We start from the raw sequence: 20,305 nt of genomic DNA, 5'->3' as shown, positions 1-20,305 counted from the left end.
TTCAGTCAGCCTTCAAAATATGTGCGGTGCTGACGACCGTCGCATATTCCCCGTGCAAATTTCCTAGCGACATCGCATGCACTTCCTCGGCTGTATGGGCTTTACCAAAGTAGTCAGCCTTGTCGAACGTAAAGCACGCATCCTCCGCCACCCACGTTTCAAACCCCAGATTCCCGGCCGTTCGTGCCGTGGATTCCACCGAATTGTTGGTCGCTACGCCGACAATGACCAACTGATCGATCCCTGCCTCTCGCAAACTCGCTTCCAGCCCCGTCGAACAAAACGCATCCGGCACCTGCTTCTGTATCAGCTGCTCATCGGTCTGTGGCTGAAACCGCTCCTGAAATTCCACCCCCGATTGCTGCGGCCAGAACACTGAGTCAGGTGAACGGGACTGGTGCTGTACATGAATGACCGGTCGCCCGGTTCGACGCCAATGCCCTAGCAAATCGAGGATTCGCTGCTCGGCCTGAAGATTATTTCGGCGACCGAGCTTGGGATGCAGGATGCCTTTTTGTTGATCGATGATGATCAGCGCCGCGTTTGTTTTGAGCTCCATGCCGTTTTTCTCATGCGGGGTCATTGAATTTCCCACACTTCAGCATCACCTCCTCCTACAGGCAAGCTATCGAACGCAAACAGGACGACCTGATGCCGGCGTTTGCTGTCCGCAAGTAACGACATCTTTTGATTTGGAGTACTCCATGATCGACCTGTATTACTGGACCACCCCCAACGGCCACAAAATCTCCATATTCCTGGAAGAAGCTGGCCTGCCCTACAACGTGCACCCGATCAACATCAGCCAGAACGACCAGTTCAAACCCCAATTCCTGAAAATCTCCCCGAACAACAAAATTCCGGCCATCGTCGATCCCGAACCGGCCGATGGCGGTGAGCCGTTGGCACTGTTCGAGTCCGGGGCGATTCTGTTGTACCTGGCAGAGAAAACCGGCAAGTTCCTGCCCAAAGACCTGCGTGGTCGCCAGCAAGCGCTGCAATGGTTGTTCTGGCAGATGGGTGGCCTGGGGCCGATGGCCGGGCAGAATCATCACTTCAGCCAGTTCGCCCCGGAGAAAATCCCCTACGCGATCAAGCGTTACATCGACGAGACCGCCCGCCTCTACGGGGTCCTCGACAAGCAGCTGGCCGATAAAGACTTCGTCGCCGGCAGCGAATACAGCATTGCCGACATGGCGATCTACCCGTGGATCGTTTCCCACAAGTGGCAGAGTCAGAACCTGGAAGATTTCCCCAACGTGCTGCGCTGGTTCAACCACATCCAGAACCGTCCGGCGACGGTGAAGGCGTATGCCCTGGTGGCCAAGGTCAATCCGCCTAAATCCTGATGGAAGATCAAAAGATCGCAGCCTCGTTTCACTCGACAGCTCCTACAGGGAATGCAAAACCGTGTAGGAGCTGTCGAGTGAAACGAGGCTGCGATCTTTTGCGATCCCCAGACAAATCCTGAAATAACCTGATACCCCGCTTGCGCGGGCACCTCCTGCTCACTAACGTAGCGCCTTTAATGACGCTACCCCCCCGCAGGAGCTTTGCCATGGCCTCGCCAGCCCTTACACATTTTCTTCCCCGGTTCGGCGTTGCCGCAGCAGTGGCCGGTGTTTTGAGCCTGACCGCTTGTCAGACCTGGAACACCCAGGACACCCTCCCGCCAACCACCGGCGTGCAGCCGCTCAAGGGCTTGGCGCAGAACGTTTCGGTACGCCGCAATGCCATGGGCATGCCGTTGATCGAAAGCAACACCTTCCACGACGCGCTGTTCACCCTGGGTTACGTCCACGCCACCGACCGCATCACGCAAATGGTCACCCTGCGCCTGTTGGCTCAGGGCCGTTTGTCGGAGATGTCCGGTTCGGACCTGCTGGACGCTGACCGCTACATGCGCGCCGTCAATCTGAAGAAAAGCGCCGGCGAGCTGTACAAGGCGTCTTCGCCGCGCCTCAAACGCTTCTTCGAAGTCTATGCCCGCGGCGTCAACGCCTACCTGTTCCGCTATCGCGACAAGCTGCCGGCGGACCTCGCGGCCACGGGCTACAAACCTGAATACTGGAAGCCGGAAGATTCGGCGCTGATTTTCTGCCTGCTGAACTTCAGCCAGTCGGCCAACCTGCCGGAAGAGATTGCCTCGCTGATGCTGGCCCAGACCGTCAGCACCGACAAACTCCCGTGGCTGACGCCATCCGCTCCTGACGAAAAACTGCCGCTGGGCGAAGCTGAAAAACTTCAGGGCATCAAGCTCAACGGGCAAATCCCGGGCCTGGCCGAGATCAGCAAAGCCACGAGCCAACTGTCTGATCTCAATATGCTGGGCGCCACTTCGTCGAACAATTGGGCGATCGGCCCGCAACGCAGCCGCAGCGGCAAAAGCCTGCTGGCCAGCGACAGCCATGGGCCACTGGGCGTGCCGTCGTTGTTCAGTTACGTGCAGATTCGCGCGCCGAAGTACCAGGCTTCCGGTGTGACGATTGCCGGTTTGCCGATGGTGCTTGGCGGTTTCAACGGCAAAGTGGCGTGGAGCATGACCACCGTCATGGGCGATAACCAGGACCTGTTCCTGGAAAAAATCAAACGCCAGGGCAATGGTCTTTCCTACGAGGTGGGCGGCAAATGGCAGCCGGCGATCGTTCGTAACGAAACCTACTTCGTCAAAGGCCAGCGGCCGATTCGCGAAGTGGTGTACGAAACCCGCCATGGCCCGCTGCTCAACAGTGCCCAGGGCACGACGCTGGCTAACGGTTTTGGCCTCGCCTTGCAGACGCCGAACTTCACCGACGACAAGACCCTGGACGCGTTTTTCGACCTGTCCCGCGCCCAGACCGTCGAGAAAGCCTCGGACGCCAGCCGCGAAATCCGCGCCATCGCGCTGAACCTGGTATTTGCCGACGCCAGCAACATCGGCTGGCAAGTCACCGGTCGCTACCCGAACCGTCGCGAAGGCGAAGGCCTGCTGCCATCGCCCGGCTGGGAAGGTCGTTATGACTGGGATGGTTACGCCGACCCGATGCTCCATCCCTATGACCAGGATCCGGCCCAAGGCTGGCTAGGCACTGCCAACCAGCGCGTCATTCCCCATGGCTACGGCATGCAGTTGTCCAATTCATGGTCGGCACCGGAGCGTGGCGAACGCCTGGCCGAACTGGCGGGCGTGGGCAAACACGACACACGCAGCCTGATCGCCATGCAATACGACCAGACCACCACTTTCGCTGCCAAGCTGAAGAAAATGTTCGAAGCACCGGGCATGGCCAAGCCACTCAAGCAGGCCATTGAAGCGTTGCCTGAGGCGGATCGTGGCAAGGCTCGCGAGGCGTATACCCGCCTGATGGCCTTCGATGGCAAACTCAGCCCGACCTCGGCCGATGCGGCGATCTATGAGCTGTTCCTGCAGCAAAGCACCCAGCAAATCTTCCTCGATGAACTGGGCCCGGAAAGCAGCCCGGCGTGGAAAGCCTTTATCGCCAACGGCAAGTTGTCCTACGCGGCCCAGGCTGATCATCTGCTGGGGCGTGAGGACAGTCCGTTCTGGGATGACGCTCGCACACCGCAAAAAGAAGATAAACCGGCGATCCTCGCCCGCAGCCTGGCAGCCGCGATCAGCGCGGGCGACAGCCAGTTGGGCGGCGATCACAAAGCCTGGCAATGGGGCAAACTGCACCGCTACGAGTGGAAAAACGCCAGTGGCCAGACGGTACGCGGTCCGCTTGCGGCCGGCGGTGACCACACCACGCTGAATACCGCAGCGTTCGCCTGGGGTCAGAATTTCAACACCACGCTGGCACCGGCCATGCGCTATATCGTCGACTTCGGCCAGGCCGAACCGCTGATGGGGCAGAACGGTACCGGGCAATCCGGTAATCCGGCGAGTCCGAACTACCTCGACAGCATTGATCCGTGGCTGAAGGGGCAATACATGAGTCTGCCAATGCAGCCGCAGAACTTTGACAAGGTGTATGGGAAGACGCGGTTGACGCTGACACCGGGCAAATAAGGCAAAAGGCAAGATCAAAAGATCGCAGCCTCGTTTCACTCGACAGCTCCTACATTGAAATGCGTATCCCCTGTAGGAGCTGTCGAGTGAAACGAGGCTGCGATCTTTTGCTTCTGATCTCTGAAAAATCAATAGAACTTCTAGCCTCGCGCAAACCTCATAGCTAACAAGTCCCTCCATTTTGGTAACAACATGGATCTTGTTATCGCGCGCGCTGAAGGTTTGTACTGCCCGGCCGGAGATTTCTACATCGACCCGTGGCGGCCGGTCGAACGTTCAGTCATCACCCACGCTCACGGCGACCATGCCCGCACCGGCAATCAGCATTATCTGGCGGCGGCTCCCGGCGAAGGGATTTTGCGTGCGCGTTTGGGCCAGGACATCAACCTGCAAACCCTGCCCTACGGTCAGCCCTTGACCCACCATGGCGTCACCTTGAGTTTTCACCCCGCCGGCCATGTCCTCGGCTCGGCACAGGTGCGTCTGGAATACGGCGGCGAAGTCTGGGTCGCCTCGGGCGACTACAAGATCGAGCCCGACGGCACCTGCGCGCCGTTCGAACCCGTGCGCTGCAACACCTTCATCACTGAATCGACCTTCGGCCTGCCGATTTATCGCTGGCAGCCTCAGGCGCACGTCTTCGCCGAGATCAATCAGTGGTGGCAAGCCAACGCCGCCGCCGACAAAACCAGCGTGTTGTTCTGCTATGCGTTCGGCAAGGCGCAGCGAATTCTCCACGGCATCGATGCCAGCCTCGGCCCCATTCTGGTGCACGGCGCCGTGGAACCGCTCAATCAGGTTTATCGCGAAGGGGGTATTTATTTACCGCCAACGATCTATGCCGGCGAGGTAAAAAAGAGCGACCCCATGATGCGCAAGGCGTTAGTCCTGGCCCCGCCTTCGGCTGGCGGCAGCACCTGGATGCGTCGCTTCGGTGAATACAGCGACGGCTTCGCCAGCGGCTGGATGCGTTTGCGTGGCACACGGCGGCGACGTGGCGTGGACCGTGGTTTCGTACTGTCTGACCACGCCGACTGGCCCGGCCTGCTCTGGGCCATCGAACAGACCGGTGCTGAGCGAGTGAGGGTGACCCACGGTTCGGTCGGGGCACTGGTGCGCCATCTGCGCGAACGGGGCCTCGATGCCATGAGTTTCAACACCGAGTACGGCGACGATGAGGAAGAAAACGCAGCCGTCGAACCCGAGAGCGACGAGGTGCTGCCATGAAGGCGTTCGCCGAGTTGTACGCCGAACTCGATGCCACGACGTCGAGCAACGCCAAACTGGTGGCGATGCAACGCTACTTCGCCGAGGCAGCGCCGAAAGATGCCGCATGGGCTGTTTACTTTTTGTCCGGCGGACGGCCTCGACAACTGGTGCCGGTGCGCATTCTGCGAGAGTTGGCGGTGGAGATCTCCGGCCTCTCGCCGTGGCTATTCGAAGAGAGTTATCAGGCGGTCGGCGATCTGGCGGAAACCATTTCGCTGGTGCTGCCCGAAACGCTTCACAGCTCCAACGATGGATTGGCGGTCTGGATTGAAGACAAACTGCTGCCGCTGCGCGGTGAAACCCCGCAAGTCCTCGCCGAGCGACTGCCGGCCCTGTGGTCGCAACTGGACCGCCAGAGCCTGATGCTCTGCATCAAACTGATCACCGGCAGTTTGCGCGTCGGCGTCTCCAAATTGCTGGTCACCCGCGCCTTGGCGGCCATGGCCGGGCTCGACAGCAAACGCGTCGCCCAGCGACTGGTGGGTTACACCGACCTGTCCAACCGCCCGAACGCGTCGGGTTATTTGAAGTTGATCGCCGCCGAATCATCTGACGAACATGGCCAACGGGGCGGTCAGCCCTACCCGTTTTTCCTGGCCCACGCGCTATCACAACCCGTTGAACAATTCGAAGCCCTGCTCGGCCCGGCCAACGATTGGCAAGTGGAATGGAAGTGGGATGGCATCCGCGCCCAAGTGGTCAAACGCGACGGGCGACTGTGGATCTGGTCGCGAGGCGAAGAGCTGGTCACCGAGCGCTTTCCCGAACTCGAGCGTCTGGTTCACTGCTTGCCCGAGGGTACGGTGATCGACGGTGAAATCGTCGCCTGGAAAACCGGACAACCCACCACCGAGGACGCCTTCAACCCTCACTCCCCGGCTTCGCCCGCGGTAAAACCTTTCGCTCTGCTGCAACAGCGGATCGGCCGTAAAACCCTGGACAAAAAAATCCTCGAAGACGTGCCGGTGGTGATCCTCGCCTACGACCTGCTGGAATGGCAGGGTGAAGACTGGCGCAACCAGCCTCAGGCCAGGCGGCGCACTCAACTGGAGCACGTCGTCACCCGCTGCAACAACCCGGTGTTACTCCTTTCACCCCTGCTCACCGGCGAAGACTGGTTCGACCTCGCCCGACAACGGCAAGCCTCCCGCAAGCTCGGTGTCGAAGGCATGATGCTCAAGGCTCGGGATGCGTTGTATGGCGTCGGGCGGACCAAGGACATGGGCATCTGGTGGAAATGGAAAGTCGACCCGTTCAGCGTCGATGCGGTGCTGATTTATGCGCAACGCGGCCATGGTCGACGCGCCAGCCTTTATAGCGATTACACCTTCGCCGTGTGGGACGGGCCGCCTGACGCGAGCGAACGCGCACTGGTGCCGTTCGCCAAGGCCTATTCGGGGCTGACAGACGAAGAAATGCGCCAGGTCGACAGCATCGTGCGCAAGACCACCGTAGAGAAATTCGGGCCGGTGAGCAGCGTTACGCCAAGTCTGGTGTTTGAACTGGGATTTGAGGGCATCGCCCTGTCCAGGCGGCACAAGAGCGGGATTGCGGTGCGGTTTCCGAGGATGCTGCGCTGGCGGCAGGATAAGTCGGTCGAAGAAGCTGACAATCTCACAACTCTGCAGGACTTACTGGGCTAACCAAGTTCCCTGTGGGAGCGAGCCTGCTCGCGATAGCGGTGTATCAGGAAACACTTTACTGCCTGACACTCCGCTATCGCGAGCAGGCTCACTCCCACATGGATCTGCGCCATTCTGGATCAAGTTGGTGCAGCTATTTTCCGACGCCCGTTTTCGTGCACAAATCCCTCCTTGCCATTTCTTGAATCACCTTTTAAAACACTTGTTCGGGACTCTGGTTCGGAAATTGCTACTTTCATAGGGTCTTACGCTTTCCAGTAACAATAATTCTGCGCCACAAGCGCTCATATTGGTTTTTAGGGATTGAATAATGAAAAAAGCATTGCTGACCCTTTCTGCACTGGCGTTGTGCATGGCAGCCGGTTCCGCGCTGGCCAAGGAATACAAGGAATTGCGTTTTGGCGTTGATCCTTCCTACGCTCCGTTTGAGTCAAAAGCGGCTGACGGTAACCTGGTGGGCTTCGACATCGATCTGGGTAACGCGATCTGCGCCGAGCTGAAGGTCAAGTGCAAGTGGGTCGAAAGCGATTTCGACGGCATGATTCCGGGCCTGAAGGCCAATAAATTCGACGGTGTGATCTCTTCGATGACCGTCACCCCGGCCCGCGAAAAAGTCATCGACTTCTCCAACGAGCTGTTCTCCGGCCCAACCGCCTACGTGTCCAAGAAAGGTTCTGGCGTCACCGCAGACGTCGCTTCGCTGAAGGGCAAAACTGTCGGCTACGAACAAGGCACCATCCAGGAAGCCTATGCCAAAGCCGTTCTGGACAAGGCGGGCGTGAAAACCCAGGCCTATCAGAACCAGGACCAAGTGTATTCCGACCTGACTTCCGGTCGCCTCGACGCCGGCATCCAGGACATGCTGCAAGCCGAACTGGGCTTTTTGAAGTCGCCAAATGGCGCCGGTTACGAAATCAGCAAGCCAGTGGACAGCGAATTGCTGCCAGCCAAAACAGCTATCGGTATCTCTAAAGGTAACAAAGACCTCAAAGACCTTTTGAATAAAGGTATCAAAGCGTTACACGACGATGGCACCTACGCCACCATTCAGAAGAAACACTTTGGCGATCTGAATCTGTACAGCGGCAAATAATGCCCGGCGCCCATCTTGCGATGGGCGCTTTTTTCATCCGATCAGGTTGCTGATTTATGTTCGAAAACCTATTACAAAGCCTGGGGCTCTCAGCCTTCAGCCTTCAGGGCTTCGGCCCGTTGCTGATGGAAGGCACCTGGATGACCATCAAATTGTCGGTGTTGTCGCTGTTGGTGGCCGTATTGCTCGGGCTGCTAGGCGCCAGTGCCAAGCTGTCAAAAGTCAAACTGGTGCGCGTACCGGCCCAGCTCTACACCACGCTGATTCGCGGGGTGCCGGACCTGGTGCTGATGCTGTTGATCTTCTACAGCCTGCAAACCTGGCTGACGTCGTTTACCGATTTCATGGAATGGGAATACATCGAGATCAACCCGTTCAGCGCCGGGGTCATCACCCTGGGCTTCATTTATGGCGCGTATTTCACCGAAACCTTCCGTGGCGCGATTCTCGCGGTTCCACGGGGCCAGGTCGAAGCGGCAACCGCTTATGGCCTCAAGCGCGGCCAGCGTTTCTGGATCGTGGTGTTCCCGCAGATGATGCGTTTTGCCCTGCCGGGTATCGGCAACAACTGGATGGTGATGCTCAAGGCCACAGCGCTGGTCTCGATCATCGGCCTCGCCGACCTGGTCAAGGCTGCGCAGGATGCCGGTAAAAGCACTTATCAGCTGTTCTACTTCCTGGTGCTTGCAGCGCTGATTTACCTGCTGATCACCAGTGCCTCCAATTTCGTCCTGCGCAGGCTTGAACGCCGCTACGCCGCCGGTTCCCGGGAGGCCGTACGATGATCGAACTCTTGCAGGAGTACTGGAAACCTTTCCTTTATACCGACGGCTACAACATCACCGGCCTGGCCATGACCATGTGGCTGCTCAGCGCCTCGATCTTCATCGGTTTCGTGGTGTCGATCCCGCTGTCCATCGCCCGGGTTTCGCCACACTTCTACGTCCGCTGGCCGGTTCAGTTCTTCACCTATCTGTTCCGGGGTACGCCTCTCTATATTCAGCTGCTGATCTGCTACACCGGGATTTACAGTCTGGCCGCCGTGCGCGCCCAACCCGTACTGGATGCGTTCTTTCGCGATGCGATGAACTGCACGATCCTGGCCTTCGCCCTGAACACCTGCGCCTACACCACGGAGATTTTCGCCGGGGCGATTCGCAGCATGGCTCACGGTGAAGTCGAAGCGGCCAAGGCTTACGGCCTGACAGGCTGGAAGCTGTATGCCTACGTGATCATGCCTTCGGCCCTGCGTCGTTCGTTGCCTTATTACAGCAACGAAGTGATTTTGATGCTGCACTCAACCACCGTGGCCTTCACCGCGACCATCCCGGACATCTTGAAAGTCGCGCGGGACGCCAACTCGGCGACCTTCCTGACCTTCCAGTCGTTCGGCATCGCTGCGCTGATCTACCTGACCGTTACCTTTGCGCTGGTCGGCCTGTTCCGCCTCGCCGAACGCCGATGGCTGGCCTTCCTCGGGCCGACCCACTAGGACCCGCTTTAGGGATAAAGAGACATGCGCCACCAGATTCATGACCTGCTGGCCCCGTTGCCGGGGACCGCTCGACAAATTCACAGCTTTCACTTCGGCCCATCATCGGCCAAAGGAAAAATTTACATCCAGTCGTCCCTGCACGCCGACGAAATGCCGGGCATGCTGGTTGCCTGGCACCTCAAGCAACGTCTGGCGGAACTTGAAGCCGCCGGCCGTCTGCGCAGTGAAATCGTGCTGGTGCCTGTGGCCAACCCGGTCGGCCTCGAACAAGTGCTGATGGATGTACCGTTGGGCCGTTACGACCTCGAAAGCGGGCAGAACTTCAATCGCTGGTTCGTCGATCTGAGCGAAGCCGTGGGCAACGAGATTGAAGGCCTGCTCGGCGACGATCCGCAACGCAACCTCGAACTGATTCGCAGCAGCCTGCGCAATGCCCTCGCCCGACAGACTGCCAGCACGCAACTGCAATCCCAGCGCCTGGCTCTGCAACGGCTGGCCTGCGATGCCGACATCGTCCTGGACCTGCATTGCGATTTCGAAGCGGTCGCCCACCTTTACACCACGCCCGAGGCGTGGCCGCAGGTCGAGCCGCTGGCGCGCTACATCGGCGCCGAAGCCAGCCTGCTGGCTACCGACTCCGGCGGTCAGTCGTTCGATGAATGCTTCACCCTGCTCTGGTGGCAGTTGAAGGAACGCTTCGGCGAACACTTTGATATTCCGCTGGGCAGCTTTTCGGTCACCGTCGAGTTACGCGGTCAGGGTGACGTCAATCATCCATTGGCCAGCCTCGATTGCCAGGCGCTGATCAATTACCTGACGCACTTCGGCGCCATCGCTGGCGAACCCGCTTCGCTGCCTGAACTGCCCTACCCGGCCACGCCGCTGGCCGGTGTTGAACCGGTGGCAACACCGGTCGGCGGGCTGCTGGTGTTCACCGCGCTACCTGGGGAATACCTCGAAGCCGGGCAACTGATCGCTGAAATCATCGACCCTATCTTTGACCGCGTCACCCCCGTTCATTGCACCGTTGCCGGGTTGATGTACGCCCGTTCGCTACGGCGCATGGCCACTGCCGGCATGGTGATCGCCCACATTGCGGGCACCGAAGCCTATCGCAGCGGCTACCTACTTTCGCCTTGAGGATGCATGCCCCATGTACAAACTGACCATTGAAGGCCTGCATAAAAGCTATGGCGAACATCAAGTACTCAAAGGCGTTTCACTCAAGGCCAACACCGGCGACGTCATCAGCCTGATCGGCGCCAGCGGCTCGGGCAAAAGTACCTTCCTGCGTTGCATCAACTTTCTCGAACAGCCCAACGACGGCGCCATGAGCCTGGATGGCCAGAACATCCGCATGATCAAGGATCGCCACGGCATGCACGTGGCCGATGCCGATGAACTGCAAAAAATCCGCACCCGCCTGGCCATGGTGTTCCAGCACTTCAACCTGTGGAGCCACATGACGGTGCTGGAAAACATCACCATGGCCCCGCGTCGGGTGCTGGGATGCAGCAAGCAGGAAGCCGAAGACCGCGCACGGCGCTACCTCGACAAGGTCGGGCTGGCGGCGCGCGTGGCGGATCAATACCCGGCGTTTCTTTCCGGTGGCCAGCAGCAACGGGTCGCCATCGCTCGGGCGTTGGCCATGGAACCAGAAGTCATGCTGTTCGACGAACCGACCTCGGCACTCGATCCGGAACTGGTGGGCGAAGTACTGCGCGTGATTCAGGGCCTGGCTGAAGAAGGCCGCACCATGATTATGGTGACCCACGAAATGAGCTTCGCCCGCAAAGTATCGAGCCAGGTGCTGTTTCTGCACCAAGGGCTGGTGGAAGAAGAAGGTGCGCCGGACGATGTGCTGGGCAATCCGAAAAGTGAACGGTTGAAGCAGTTCCTGAGCGGCAACCTGAAATAGCCTCACTTCTCACCGCTACAACGAAATATGGCCAGTCAGCTGAAGTCTTTGAAGACATCAGCTGACTGGCCATTCGTTTTTCACAGGCGGCAATCAAGCAACAGGCGCGGGAGGCGGCTCATCCGGCAGCGTAGGCTCACCGGGCTCGGTGGGTTGTTCGTTGGGGGTATCGGGATCAGGCTGACCGGGGATGCCCCCTGCCATGCTGATAGGTGGATGTGCCAACAAGGACCAGGCCAAAACGCCAACCTGATTGGGCTCAAGCCTTGCCAGTTCGGCACTTATTCGCGGATCGATCTTCATAGGGCACTCCTGAGCGATGGCCCGTCCGCATTGCGCGAACCGGGCAGTACACCCAATAGAGTGTCTACCCGCTCAAGAATTCCCACGACTTGCCTGACGGACGGATCAGGTGCGTGGCAGGGTAACGCCGCGCTGGCCCTGATACTTGCCGCCACGGTCCTTGTAGGACACTTCGCACTCTTCGTCGGATTCAAGGAACAGCATCTGTGCCACGCCTTCGTTCGCGTAGATTTTCGCCGGCAGATTGGTGGTGTTGGAGAATTCCAGGGTCACATGACCCTCCCACTCAGGCTCAAGCGGCGTGACGTTGACGATGATACCGCAGCGCGCATAGGTGCTTTTACCCAGGCAAATGGTCAATACATTACGCGGAATGCGGAAATATTCGACGGTGCTGGCCAGGGCGAAGGAGTTCGGCGGAATGATGCACACGTCGCTGTGGATGTCGACGAAGCTGCCAGCATCGAAGTTTTTCGGGTCGACGATAGCCGAGTTGATGTTGGTGAACACCTTGAAATGATTTGTGCAACGCACATCGTAGCCGTAGCTTGACACGCCGTAGGAGATCACACGGCTATCGTCGCTGCCGCGCACCTGACGCTCTACGAAGGGCTCGATCATGCCGTGCTCTTGCGCCATGCGGCGAATCCACTTGTCCGATTTGATGCTCATGGCGGGTGTCCTGAATAGCGAGGTGGAAAAAATCTGTCCGGCATCTTACCGGGCGCGCGCTTCGGGTTCAAAGTCTGGGGCACAAATCTTGCCGATCCCCCGTAATTCCCGGGTCTTGCGGGAAAACCGGCGGACCGTCAGTCATGAAAACAGAGAAACCTTCGCAGGAAGCATTGGCACGTTCCGGAAAAAGGGTTAAGGTGGCGCCACTGTGCTGCTTGTGTCACTGAGAATCTCTACACGATATGTTGAATTTCGATCCAACCATCTACAAGAATTTTTCCTGCTCTTTGCACTCAGTCTCGGCCAGGGTTCTTCCTGCGTCGCAGTTATCTTTGTTCAAGGAGTTACACCATGTCTAATCGCCAAACTGGTACCGTTAAGTGGTTCAACGATGAAAAAGGCTTCGGCTTCATCACTCCACAATCCGGTGACGACCTGTTCGTTCACTTCAAAGCTATCCAATCCGACGGCTTCAAAAGCCTGAAAGAAGGCCAACAGGTTTCTTTCATCGCTACCCGCGGTCAGAAAGGCATGCAAGCTGAAGAAGTTCAAGTTATCTAACTTGTACTTGCTTTAGTAAAAAGCCCCGCCCTCAAAAGCGGGGCTTTTTTGTGCCTGTCTGTTTTGCAGGCAAAAAAAATCGCAGCCCATGGCTGCGATTTTTTGCGTCTTACCAGGCCACGCCAAACCCTGCGGTGTAGCGCGTCTTGTCCAAATCAGCATCGTCGGTGCCGCTGATGATATCGCGCTCAGCCTTCAGGTTAAGCGACGCCCACTCGGTCACCTTGTAGCGCAAGCCCATTTCGGCATCGAGCGCGTACTCCGCAACGCCCGACAACGGCTTGCCCACTTCGCCGTTCGTGAAGAACTCCACCCTCTTACCGATCAGGTAGCGGTTGTAGTCCCACTTCATCGCCACGGAATAGAAGTTTTCTTTACCACCGTCAGCGAACTCATAGTCCGTGCGGTTGACCAGCGAGCCCAGCGAGAATGCGCCCAGCTCGTCGTCCCAGAACTGGTAACCCGGACCGGTACCGACGGTGCGCTGGCGGGAAAGCTCTTCGACCTTGTCGCGCTTATAGACCGCGCGTCCTTGCCAGAACCATTTTTCGGTCAGGAAGCGGTCGAGCGAGTATTCGCCCCGCCAGTTGTCGGTAGTGACCACGTCATCCTGAAATTCGCGGTTGTACTCGCCTTCTGCGGTGTGTCGCCATCTGCCATGACGCGCAGTGGTCTTGAAGTCGATATCGTAATCGTCAGTGTCTTTCTCGGCCCGCTGATAATCCAGCGCTGCATCGACATTACCCTTCCACACCAAATCCTCTACCACCGGCTTGGGCTTGAGGATCTGCTGAATGCTGGCCAGTTCGACGGTCTTGGGAGCGTCGCCATTGGCCAGGGTGACCTTGCCGTCTTCTGCTGCATGCAGTGCCTTGGCCTTTTCACCGGTGTAGGCATCCTGCTTGACCAGCAACTGCTGATCGCTTTCCAGGGTTTTGACCTGCTTCCAGTCGATCGGGACGGCACCGGCGTATTCAGTCTGGATCAGCAGCTTGCCGCCATCGAAAACGGTGATCTTTCCGCTCAGCTTGTCACCGTTCTTCAACCAGACGGTATCGGCGAGCAAGGGCGTGGAGGCACTGACGACAGCAAGGCACAGCAGGGTTCTGGACAACATAAGCAAATACAGGCTCAAGTTTGCGAAAAAAAGTCGGCATTATCCATACGAATAAGACCCTAGCAAGGACTGACCCGACTATTTCTATTGAGTTCATTTCTCAATAGGCGATCCAGGATTTACTCTACAGACGGTAAGACGAACTTTTTCAGGAACTGCCGACGTGACCGACTCAACCACTGAAACCGATAGTCCGGCGCAAATCCGACGCACGGCGCTGTACCTGACACTGGCGCAAGTCCCGGAGGGCAAAGTCGTGAGTTACGGGCAGCTCGCCGAGTTGGCGGGGCTGGGTCGCGCCGCCCGCTTCGTCGGACGGACGCTGAGCCAACTGCCGGGCGACAGCAAATTACCCTGGCACCGCGTGCTCGGCGCCGGCGGGCGTATCAGCCTGCCTGCAGGCAGCCCTTCGGGGGATGAACAACGCGCGCGTTTGCGCATGGAGGGCATCAGTATCCTGAACAATCGTGTTGATATTCAGCGCCATGGCTGGCGCCCGGTAGAGCACAGCGGTTAGAGTGCGCGCTTTGTTTCCGTATTTCTTGAGGCAGACTCCAGCCCATGCCCCGTAAAACCTGGCGCGCCGCGCTCGCCGCCTATGCCAGCCCCTCGACGCTTGTACTGTTGCTGCTTGGTTTCGCCGCCGGCCTGCCCTACATGCTGGTGTTTTCGACACTTTCGGTCTGGCTGCGCGAAGCCGGTGTGGCTCGCGAAACCATTGGCTATGCAAGCCTGATCGGCCTGGCCTACGCCTTTAAATGGGTCTGGTCACCGCTGCTCGACCAATGGCGCCTGCCTTTTCTCGGCAAGCTCGGTCGTCGACGTTCCTGGCTTGTGCTTTCCCAGGCGTTGGTCATCCTCGGCCTGATCGGGATGGGTTTCTGCGACCCGCAAAAGCATTTGTCCTGGCTGATCGCCATTGCTGTGGTCGTTGCTTTCGCCTCGGCGACGCAAGACATCGCGGTCGACGCCTATCGCCTGGAAATCGCCGACGACACCCGCCAGGCCGCGCTCGCCGCCAGTTACATGTCCGGTTATCGGATCGCCGCGCTGCTGGCCACCGCCGGCGCCCTGTTCTTCGCTGAAGGCTTCGGCTCCACCGGTTTCAACTATAAGCATTCGGCATGGGCCGGCACCTACATCCTGTTCGGCGCCTTGATGGTTCCGGCGCTGCTGACCTCCTTTTTCATGCGCGAACCGCCGGTGCCGCTGCGCACGCAGCTTCAGGCCGGGCGCTACAGCTTTGTGCATCAACTCGCATCGGTGTTTGTGCTGATCGTGCTGCTGGTTTCCGTGCCGGCCATGTTCACTCAGCTGTACAACACCGATTTCGCCAGCGTGCTGTTCGAAGGCGTAAGCGTGCTCGACCTGCTGCTCGAAGACCGCGCGTTCCTGCGGGCGATCCTCTACACCACCCTCACTGCCATGTGCCTGTCGGCCATTGGCCGCCGAGGCCTGGCGCCGGTGCTGACGCCGATCAACGACTTCATTCTGCGCTACCGCTGGCAAGCGTTCCTGTTACTTGGGCTGATCGCCACCTATCGGATGTCCGATACGGTCATGGGCGTGATGGCTAACGTGTTCTACATCGACCAAGGCTTCACCAAGGATCAGATTGCCAGCGTCAGCAAGATTTTTGGCCTGATCATGACCCTGGTCGGCGCCGGCATGGGCGGCCTGCTGATCGTGCGCTTCGGCATCTTGCCGATTCTGCTGATCGGCGGCATTGCATCAGCCGGTACCAACTTGCTGTTCCTGATGCTCGCCGACATGGGGGCCAACCTGAACATGCTGATTGGCACCATCTCCCTGGACAACTTCAGCTCGGGCCTGGCGACATCGGCATTCGTTGCCTACCTGTCGAGCCTGACCAACCTCAAGTTCTCCGCGACCCAGTACGCTCTGCTCAGCTCGATCATGCTCTTGCTGCCACGCCTGATCGGCGGCTACTCGGGAGTCATGGTGGAGAAATTCGGTTATCACAACTTCTTCCTGATCACTGCCCTGCTGGGCGTACCGACGCTGCTGTTGATCGCGTTGCACTGGTTCCAGGAGAGCCGCCGCGAAGGCCCGACGCCAACGCCGACACCAGAACCGGTTCCGACCCAGGTCGCGGAAGAATCGTAGGTTCTTTAGCAGGAAGCAGCACAGAGGGCGCGGGGATTCCCGCGCTCCCGCCAACCCCCGCCGACCGCACGCCTGTACGCCAGCAAATCTCGCCCGTACAATGCTCCGTCATTTCTCGTCATCAGCAACCGACAACGGCCAACCATGCGCACCAGTCAATTTTTGCTCGCCACACAGAAAGAAACGCCTTCCGACGCGGTCGTCATCAGCCATCAGCTGATGCTGCGCGCCGGCATGATCCGCAAACTCGCCTCGGGCCTGTACACCTGGCTGCCGATGGGCTTGCGAGTGATGCGCAAGGTCGAAGCCGTCGTTCGTGAAGAAATGAACGCCGCGGGCTCTCTCGAAGTGTTGATGCCGAGCACCCAACCGGCTGAGCTGTGGCAGGAATCCGGTCGCTGGGAAGAATACGGCCCTGAATTGTTGCGCTTCAAGGATCGCCACGGTCGCGATTTCTGCGCCGGCCCGACCCACGAAGAAGTCATCACTGACCTGATGCGCAACGAGTTGAGCAGCTACAAACAGCTGCCGATCAACCTGTACCAGATCCAGACCAAATTCCGTGACGAAATCCGTCCACGCTTCGGTTTGATGCGCGGCCGCGAATTCATCATGAAGGACGCCTACTCCTTCCACGCTGACCAGCCATCGCTGCAGGTCACCTATGACCGCATGCACCAGGCGTACTGCAACGTGTTCACCCGTCTGGGCTTGAAATTCCGCCCGGTTGAAGCCGACAACGGCTCGATCGGTGGTGCCGGCTCCCACGAGTTCCACGTGCTGGCCGAATCCGGCGAAGACGATATCGTCTTCAGCAACGGTTCCGACTACGCGGCGAACATCGAGAAAGCCGAAGCCGTGCCACGCGAAACCTCCCGCGCCGCACCTGCCGAAGAGCTGCGTCTGGTCGACACGCCGAACGCCAAGACCATTGCGCAACTGGTCGAAGGCTTCAACCTGCCGATTGAAAAGACCATCAAGACCCTCGTTGTTCACGCGGAAGAGGAAGGCAAGCTGATTGCCCTGATCATCCGTGGCGACCACGAGCTGAACGAAATCAAGGCCGGCAACCAGCCTGGCGTTGCCAGCCCGTTGGTGATGGCCTCCGAAGCCGAACTGCGCGACGCCATTGGCGCCGGCGCTGGCTCCCTCGGCCCGTTGAACCTGCCGCTGCCAATCATCATCGACCGTTCCGTCGAGCTGATGAGCGACTTCGGCATCGGTGCCAACATCGATGACAAACACTATTTCGGCGTGAACTGGGAGCGTGATCTGCCGGTTCCGACCGTTGCCGACCTGCGCAACGTGGTCGCCGGCGACCCGAGCCCGGACGGCAAGGGCACCCTGGAAATCAAGCGCGGCATCGAAGTCGGGCACATCTTCCAGCTGGGCAACAAGTACAGCAAAGCGATGAAGTGCGAAGTGCTGGGCGAGAATGGCAAGCCAGTGACCCTGGAAATGGGTTGCTACGGCATCGGCGTTTCCCGCGTGGTGGCTGCGGCCATCGAGCAGAACAACGACGCCAACGGGATCATCTGGAGTGACACGCTGGCCCCGTTCCAGATCGCCCTGGTACCGCTGCGCTACGAAACCGAACAGGTTCGCGAAGCCACCGACAAGCTGTATGCAGAATTGACTGCTGCCGGCTTCGAAGTACTGCTGGACGACCGCGACAAGAAAACCAGCCCGGGCATCAAGTTCGCGGACATGGAGCTGATCGGCATTCCTCACCGGATCGTGGTCAGTGACCGCGGCCTCGCCGAAGGCAATCTTGAATACAAGAGCCGCACCGAGCCCGAAGCGCAAGCGCTGCCGGTCTCAGACGTGTTGTCCTTCCTTCAGTCCCGTATCCGCCGCTGACACCAGATAGAGAAGTCATGTTCAAGCGAAACACCTTAGGCCTCGGTGGTGCCGCCCTGTGCGGCACCCTGCTGGTCAGCGGCTGTGCCAATCACATGTCACAACGCAGCGAGCACGAGGAACGTGTCGAGCGTAAATTGCTCGATCACAGCCTGCAGATTGATGTCGGCGAGCCAAAGGTGCTTGAGCTGCCGCAACGTCGGGTGAAGATCCACGAGCAGAAGACTTTCGAAGTCACCGAATTCGAAGTCACACGCCATTACGACCGCTATACGCCTTACCAACCCTGGCGGGAGGCTTACGAGATTCCGCTGGGTGCGGTGGCCGTGGTGGCCGGTGTCGGTGCGAACGTGGTCAACGTGTTCGCTCTCGGCAATCTGCCGGACAGCGTTACGAAAGATTGGTTGAGCTATGGTTTTGCCGGGCTCAACCCGTTCATGAACGTGCAGTCTCATGGTCGTGCGCAACAGAACCTGGCGGGAATCGACGAGGTTCAGCTCGACAAGCGCACCGAATACTCGAGCCTGCCATGGAGCGAGCGTCCGGTTGAGGTCAAGGCCGGCAAGGAAACGTTCGAGCTGAGCACCGACAAAAACGGTGTATTGCGCGTGAACCTGCTGGACAGCCCGTTCGCCGAACATGACATCAATCATCTGAGCCGGCTGCTGATCAGCGTCCAGGATGCCCAGGACGACGTGCACACCAATTCGTCCCTGGCGGTCAGTAGTTCCTTGCGTGGCAAGCTGCTCGAAGCTCACGGGCTGATTTACGACGACCTCGAAGACGACGAAGTGAGCCAGTGGGTACACCGGGTCAAACGCTTGTCGGAACTGGGTCTGGAAGAAGAAGCCACCGAGCTGGAACAAAGCCTGATCGAACTGACGCGCAACGATCCTGAGTTGCAGACCGAATTCCTCAAGTCATTGACCAAGGATGCCGGGCGACTGGTCGCGGATCCGGGACCGAATAAGGCCCCTTAAAAGATCGCAGCCTTCGGCAGCTCCTACTGAGGACGCATTCCAATGTAGGAGCTGCCGAAGGCTGCGATCTTTTGCTTTTGACTTTCAACGTTCAAACAACTCCATCTGCTCAAACCCGCCCCGCAAATCCTCCAGCCGCACTCCAATCCCCAGCAACCGCACCGGTTTCCCGCCGCGATTGAACGCCTGGGTCAGCAACAACTGATAGCTCCCCAAATCCCGCCCTGCCCCGGCCTGCTCCAGCGTAGTCTGGGTGAAGTCATGGAATTTCACTTTGACGAATGGCTTGCCCGGTCGATAGCTGCTGTCGATTCGCGCCATACGGCCGGCCAGGGTCTCCAGTAACTCGGGCAATTTGTCGAGGCAGCTCACCAGATCCGGCAGGTCCACGTCGTAGGTGTTTTCGACACTGATCGACTGCCGGCGACTGTCGTTGTGCACTAATCGATCGTCAATCCCACGGGCCAGGCTCCAGAGTCGCTCGCCGAAGCTGCCGAATTCGCGCACAAGCGCCAACTTGTCCCATTCGCGCAGATGCGAACAATCGACGATGCCGAGCCGGCCTAATTTGTCCGCGGTCACTTTGCCAACGCCGTGCAACTTGCTCACTGGCAAACCACTGACAAAATCCTCGACCTGATCCGGCGTAATGACGAACAAACCGTTGGGCTTCTTCCAGTCGCTGGCGATCTTGGCCAGAAACTTGTTCGGCGCAACGCCAGCCGAAACAGTGATGTGCAGCTGATTAGAGACGCGACGACGAATGTCCTGGGCGATCCGCGTGGCGCTGCCGCCGAAATGCGCACAGTCCGACACGTCGAGGTAGGCCTCATCCAGTGAAAGAGGCTCGATCAAGTCGGTGTAATCGCGAAAGATCGTATGAATTTCCTTGGAGGCTTCTCTATAGGCCTCCATGCGTGGCTTGACGATGGTCAGGTCCGGGCACAGCTTCAAGGCATGTCCGGAAGACATGGCCGAGCGCACCCCATAAGCCCGCGCCTCATAATTGCAGGTAGCGATCACGCCACGCCGATCCGCAGACCCGCCCACTGCCAGAGGCTTCCCAGCCAGGCGCGGGTCGTCACGCATCTCGATGGCGGCGTAGAAGCAGTCACAATCGACGTGGATGATTTTTCGCTGCGTCATATAAATGCAGTGTTCATGGTGAAGAAATGGCGTATTGGCGAGTCAGATCGGCAGTATCTCACTGACACCTGTATATAGCACCAGTACTCCGAATGTTCTTTTCTACTTG

The 20,305-nt window shown here is 58.8% G+C and carries 19 protein-coding genes; 14 read left to right on the top strand and 5 right to left on the bottom strand.

What is annotated here, in order from left to right:
• Window position 1 precedes the first annotated feature (1 nt).
• Window positions 2-559, bottom strand: coding sequence for a cysteine hydrolase family protein (locus ACMXYJ_RS08060; protein ID WP_415760692.1), 558 nt, complete (start codon window positions 557-559; stop codon window positions 2-4).
• A 145-nt stretch (window positions 560-704) separates the two neighbouring features.
• Between ACMXYJ_RS08060 and ACMXYJ_RS08055 the strand changes: the two genes are divergently transcribed.
• From ACMXYJ_RS08055 to ACMXYJ_RS08015, 9 genes are all read left to right on the top strand, one after another.
• On the top strand, window positions 705-1,349 hold the full coding sequence (locus ACMXYJ_RS08055; RefSeq protein ID WP_415759378.1) for a glutathione S-transferase N-terminal domain-containing protein: 645 nt from the start codon (window positions 705-707) through the stop codon (window positions 1,347-1,349).
• A gap of 209 nt (window positions 1,350-1,558) precedes the next feature.
• Window positions 1,559-4,009, top strand: coding sequence for a penicillin acylase family protein (locus ACMXYJ_RS08050; RefSeq protein WP_415759377.1), 2,451 nt, complete (start codon window positions 1,559-1,561; stop codon window positions 4,007-4,009).
• Between the two features lie 192 nt (window positions 4,010-4,201).
• Window positions 4,202-5,236 carry a ligase-associated DNA damage response exonuclease gene (locus ACMXYJ_RS08045; RefSeq protein ID WP_415759376.1) on the top strand — a complete coding sequence of 345 codons (1,035 nt, stop codon included), beginning with the start codon at window positions 4,202-4,204 and terminating at the stop codon, window positions 5,234-5,236.
• Window positions 5,233-6,921 (top strand): ATP-dependent DNA ligase, encoded by a 1,689-nt coding sequence (locus ACMXYJ_RS08040; RefSeq protein WP_415759374.1) that lies wholly within the window; start codon window positions 5,233-5,235, stop codon window positions 6,919-6,921. Before ACMXYJ_RS08045 ends, ACMXYJ_RS08040 begins: the two co-directional genes overlap by 4 nt.
• Window positions 6,922-7,231: 310 nt before the next feature.
• Entirely contained in the window at window positions 7,232-8,014 is a 783-nt protein-coding gene (locus tag ACMXYJ_RS08035) for a transporter substrate-binding domain-containing protein (protein ID WP_415759373.1), read from the top strand.
• Between the two features lie 56 nt (window positions 8,015-8,070).
• Window positions 8,071-8,799: an ABC transporter permease gene (locus ACMXYJ_RS08030; RefSeq protein WP_415759372.1), complete on the top strand. Its 729-nt coding sequence runs from the start codon at window positions 8,071-8,073 to the stop codon at window positions 8,797-8,799.
• Window positions 8,796-9,506 carry an ABC transporter permease gene (locus ACMXYJ_RS08025; RefSeq protein WP_415759371.1) on the top strand — a complete coding sequence of 237 codons (711 nt, stop codon included), beginning with the start codon at window positions 8,796-8,798 and terminating at the stop codon, window positions 9,504-9,506. Before ACMXYJ_RS08030 ends, ACMXYJ_RS08025 begins: the two co-directional genes overlap by 4 nt.
• Before the next feature lie 24 nt (window positions 9,507-9,530).
• Window positions 9,531-10,649: a succinylglutamate desuccinylase/aspartoacylase family protein gene (locus tag ACMXYJ_RS08020; protein WP_415759370.1), complete on the top strand. Its 1,119-nt coding sequence runs from the start codon at window positions 9,531-9,533 to the stop codon at window positions 10,647-10,649.
• A gap of 13 nt (window positions 10,650-10,662) precedes the next feature.
• Window positions 10,663-11,427 (top strand): ABC transporter ATP-binding protein, encoded by a 765-nt coding sequence (locus tag ACMXYJ_RS08015; RefSeq protein WP_415759369.1) that lies wholly within the window; start codon window positions 10,663-10,665, stop codon window positions 11,425-11,427.
• Between the two features lie 93 nt (window positions 11,428-11,520).
• Here ACMXYJ_RS08015 and ACMXYJ_RS08010 read toward each other — a convergent pair whose 3' ends face one another.
• Together ACMXYJ_RS08010 and dcd are read right to left on the bottom strand one after the other, a co-directional pair.
• Window positions 11,521-11,730, bottom strand: coding sequence for a hypothetical protein (locus tag ACMXYJ_RS08010; protein WP_017336784.1), 210 nt, complete (start codon window positions 11,728-11,730; stop codon window positions 11,521-11,523).
• Between the two features lie 105 nt (window positions 11,731-11,835).
• The gene (gene dcd / locus ACMXYJ_RS08005) at window positions 11,836-12,402 is read right to left on the bottom strand and encodes a dCTP deaminase (protein ID WP_007904652.1); all 567 of its coding nucleotides are present in this window, start codon (window positions 12,400-12,402) and stop codon (window positions 11,836-11,838) included.
• A 354-nt stretch (window positions 12,403-12,756) separates the two neighbouring features.
• On the opposite strand from dcd, the gene ACMXYJ_RS08000 reads away from it, so the two are divergent.
• Complete coding sequence (locus ACMXYJ_RS08000) at window positions 12,757-12,966, top strand: cold-shock protein (RefSeq protein WP_002554837.1); 210 nt, start codon at window positions 12,757-12,759, stop codon at window positions 12,964-12,966.
• Between the two features lie 109 nt (window positions 12,967-13,075).
• On the opposite strand, the gene ACMXYJ_RS07995 is transcribed toward ACMXYJ_RS08000, so the two are convergent.
• On the bottom strand, window positions 13,076-14,083 hold the full coding sequence (locus tag ACMXYJ_RS07995) for a DUF481 domain-containing protein (RefSeq protein WP_415759367.1): 1,008 nt from the start codon (window positions 14,081-14,083) through the stop codon (window positions 13,076-13,078).
• A gap of 163 nt (window positions 14,084-14,246) precedes the next feature.
• Between ACMXYJ_RS07995 and ACMXYJ_RS07990 the strand changes: the two genes are divergently transcribed.
• The 4 genes from ACMXYJ_RS07990 (at window position 14,247) to ACMXYJ_RS07975 (ending at window position 19,050) form a co-directional block, all read left to right on the top strand.
• Entirely contained in the window at window positions 14,247-14,600 is a 354-nt protein-coding gene (locus tag ACMXYJ_RS07990; RefSeq protein WP_008153938.1) for an MGMT family protein, read from the top strand.
• A gap of 44 nt (window positions 14,601-14,644) precedes the next feature.
• A complete protein-coding gene (locus ACMXYJ_RS07985) occupies window positions 14,645-16,210 on the top strand; it encodes an AmpG family muropeptide MFS transporter (RefSeq protein WP_283183256.1) in 1,566 nt (521 codons plus the stop codon).
• A gap of 144 nt (window positions 16,211-16,354) precedes the next feature.
• Entirely contained in the window at window positions 16,355-18,070 is a 1,716-nt protein-coding gene (locus ACMXYJ_RS07980) for a proline--tRNA ligase (RefSeq protein ID WP_415759366.1), read from the top strand.
• A 17-nt stretch (window positions 18,071-18,087) separates the two neighbouring features.
• Window positions 18,088-19,050: a hypothetical protein gene (locus ACMXYJ_RS07975; RefSeq protein ID WP_415759365.1), complete on the top strand. Its 963-nt coding sequence runs from the start codon at window positions 18,088-18,090 to the stop codon at window positions 19,048-19,050.
• 84 nt (window positions 19,051-19,134) lie between these two features.
• Here ACMXYJ_RS07975 and dinB read toward each other — a convergent pair whose 3' ends face one another.
• Window positions 19,135-20,196 (bottom strand): DNA polymerase IV, encoded by a 1,062-nt coding sequence (dinB, locus tag ACMXYJ_RS07970; protein WP_415759364.1) that lies wholly within the window; start codon window positions 20,194-20,196, stop codon window positions 19,135-19,137.
• Between the last annotated feature and the right edge of the window lie 109 nt (window positions 20,197-20,305).

The sequence above is a fragment of the Pseudomonas arabinosi genome (assembly GCF_047758675.1).
Classification (GTDB): Bacteria; Pseudomonadota; Gammaproteobacteria; order Pseudomonadales; family Pseudomonadaceae; genus Aquipseudomonas; species Aquipseudomonas arabinosi.
The sequence above is the reverse complement of the archived record's forward strand: the minus strand, read 5'-3'. Positions and strand labels throughout refer to the sequence as shown.

What these genes read in the sequence shown, in the direction of transcription:
- ACMXYJ_RS08045 (WP_415759376.1), top strand. Translation starts at nt 4,202, where the DNA reads ATGGATCTTGTTATCGCGCGCGCTGAAGGTTTGTACTGCCCGGCCGGA.
- ACMXYJ_RS08050 (WP_415759377.1), top strand. Translation starts at nt 1,559, where the DNA reads ATGGCCTCGCCAGCCCTTACACATTTTCTTCCCCGGTTCGGCGTTGCC.
- ACMXYJ_RS07985 (WP_283183256.1), top strand. Translation starts at nt 14,645, where the DNA reads ATGCCCCGTAAAACCTGGCGCGCCGCGCTCGCCGCCTATGCCAGCCCC.
- ACMXYJ_RS08010 (WP_017336784.1), bottom strand. Translation starts at nt 11,730, where the DNA reads ATGAAGATCGATCCGCGAATAAGTGCCGAACTGGCAAGGCTTGAGCCC.
- ACMXYJ_RS08020 (WP_415759370.1), top strand. Translation starts at nt 9,531, where the DNA reads ATGCGCCACCAGATTCATGACCTGCTGGCCCCGTTGCCGGGGACCGCT.
- dinB (WP_415759364.1), bottom strand. Translation starts at nt 20,196, where the DNA reads ATGACGCAGCGAAAAATCATCCACGTCGATTGTGACTGCTTCTACGCC.
- ACMXYJ_RS08030 (WP_415759372.1), top strand. Translation starts at nt 8,071, where the DNA reads ATGTTCGAAAACCTATTACAAAGCCTGGGGCTCTCAGCCTTCAGCCTT.
- ACMXYJ_RS08035 (WP_415759373.1), top strand. Translation starts at nt 7,232, where the DNA reads ATGAAAAAAGCATTGCTGACCCTTTCTGCACTGGCGTTGTGCATGGCA.
- ACMXYJ_RS07995 (WP_415759367.1), bottom strand. Translation starts at nt 14,083, where the DNA reads ATGTTGTCCAGAACCCTGCTGTGCCTTGCTGTCGTCAGTGCCTCCACG.
- ACMXYJ_RS08040 (WP_415759374.1), top strand. Translation starts at nt 5,233, where the DNA reads ATGAAGGCGTTCGCCGAGTTGTACGCCGAACTCGATGCCACGACGTCG.
- ACMXYJ_RS08000 (WP_002554837.1), top strand. Translation starts at nt 12,757, where the DNA reads ATGTCTAATCGCCAAACTGGTACCGTTAAGTGGTTCAACGATGAAAAA.
- ACMXYJ_RS08025 (WP_415759371.1), top strand. Translation starts at nt 8,796, where the DNA reads ATGATCGAACTCTTGCAGGAGTACTGGAAACCTTTCCTTTATACCGAC.
- ACMXYJ_RS08055 (WP_415759378.1), top strand. Translation starts at nt 705, where the DNA reads ATGATCGACCTGTATTACTGGACCACCCCCAACGGCCACAAAATCTCC.
- ACMXYJ_RS08060 (WP_415760692.1), bottom strand. Translation starts at nt 559, where the DNA reads ATGGAGCTCAAAACAAACGCGGCGCTGATCATCATCGATCAACAAAAA.
- ACMXYJ_RS07980 (WP_415759366.1), top strand. Translation starts at nt 16,355, where the DNA reads ATGCGCACCAGTCAATTTTTGCTCGCCACACAGAAAGAAACGCCTTCC.
- ACMXYJ_RS08015 (WP_415759369.1), top strand. Translation starts at nt 10,663, where the DNA reads ATGTACAAACTGACCATTGAAGGCCTGCATAAAAGCTATGGCGAACAT.
- dcd (WP_007904652.1), bottom strand. Translation starts at nt 12,402, where the DNA reads ATGAGCATCAAATCGGACAAGTGGATTCGCCGCATGGCGCAAGAGCAC.
- ACMXYJ_RS07975 (WP_415759365.1), top strand. Translation starts at nt 18,088, where the DNA reads ATGTTCAAGCGAAACACCTTAGGCCTCGGTGGTGCCGCCCTGTGCGGC.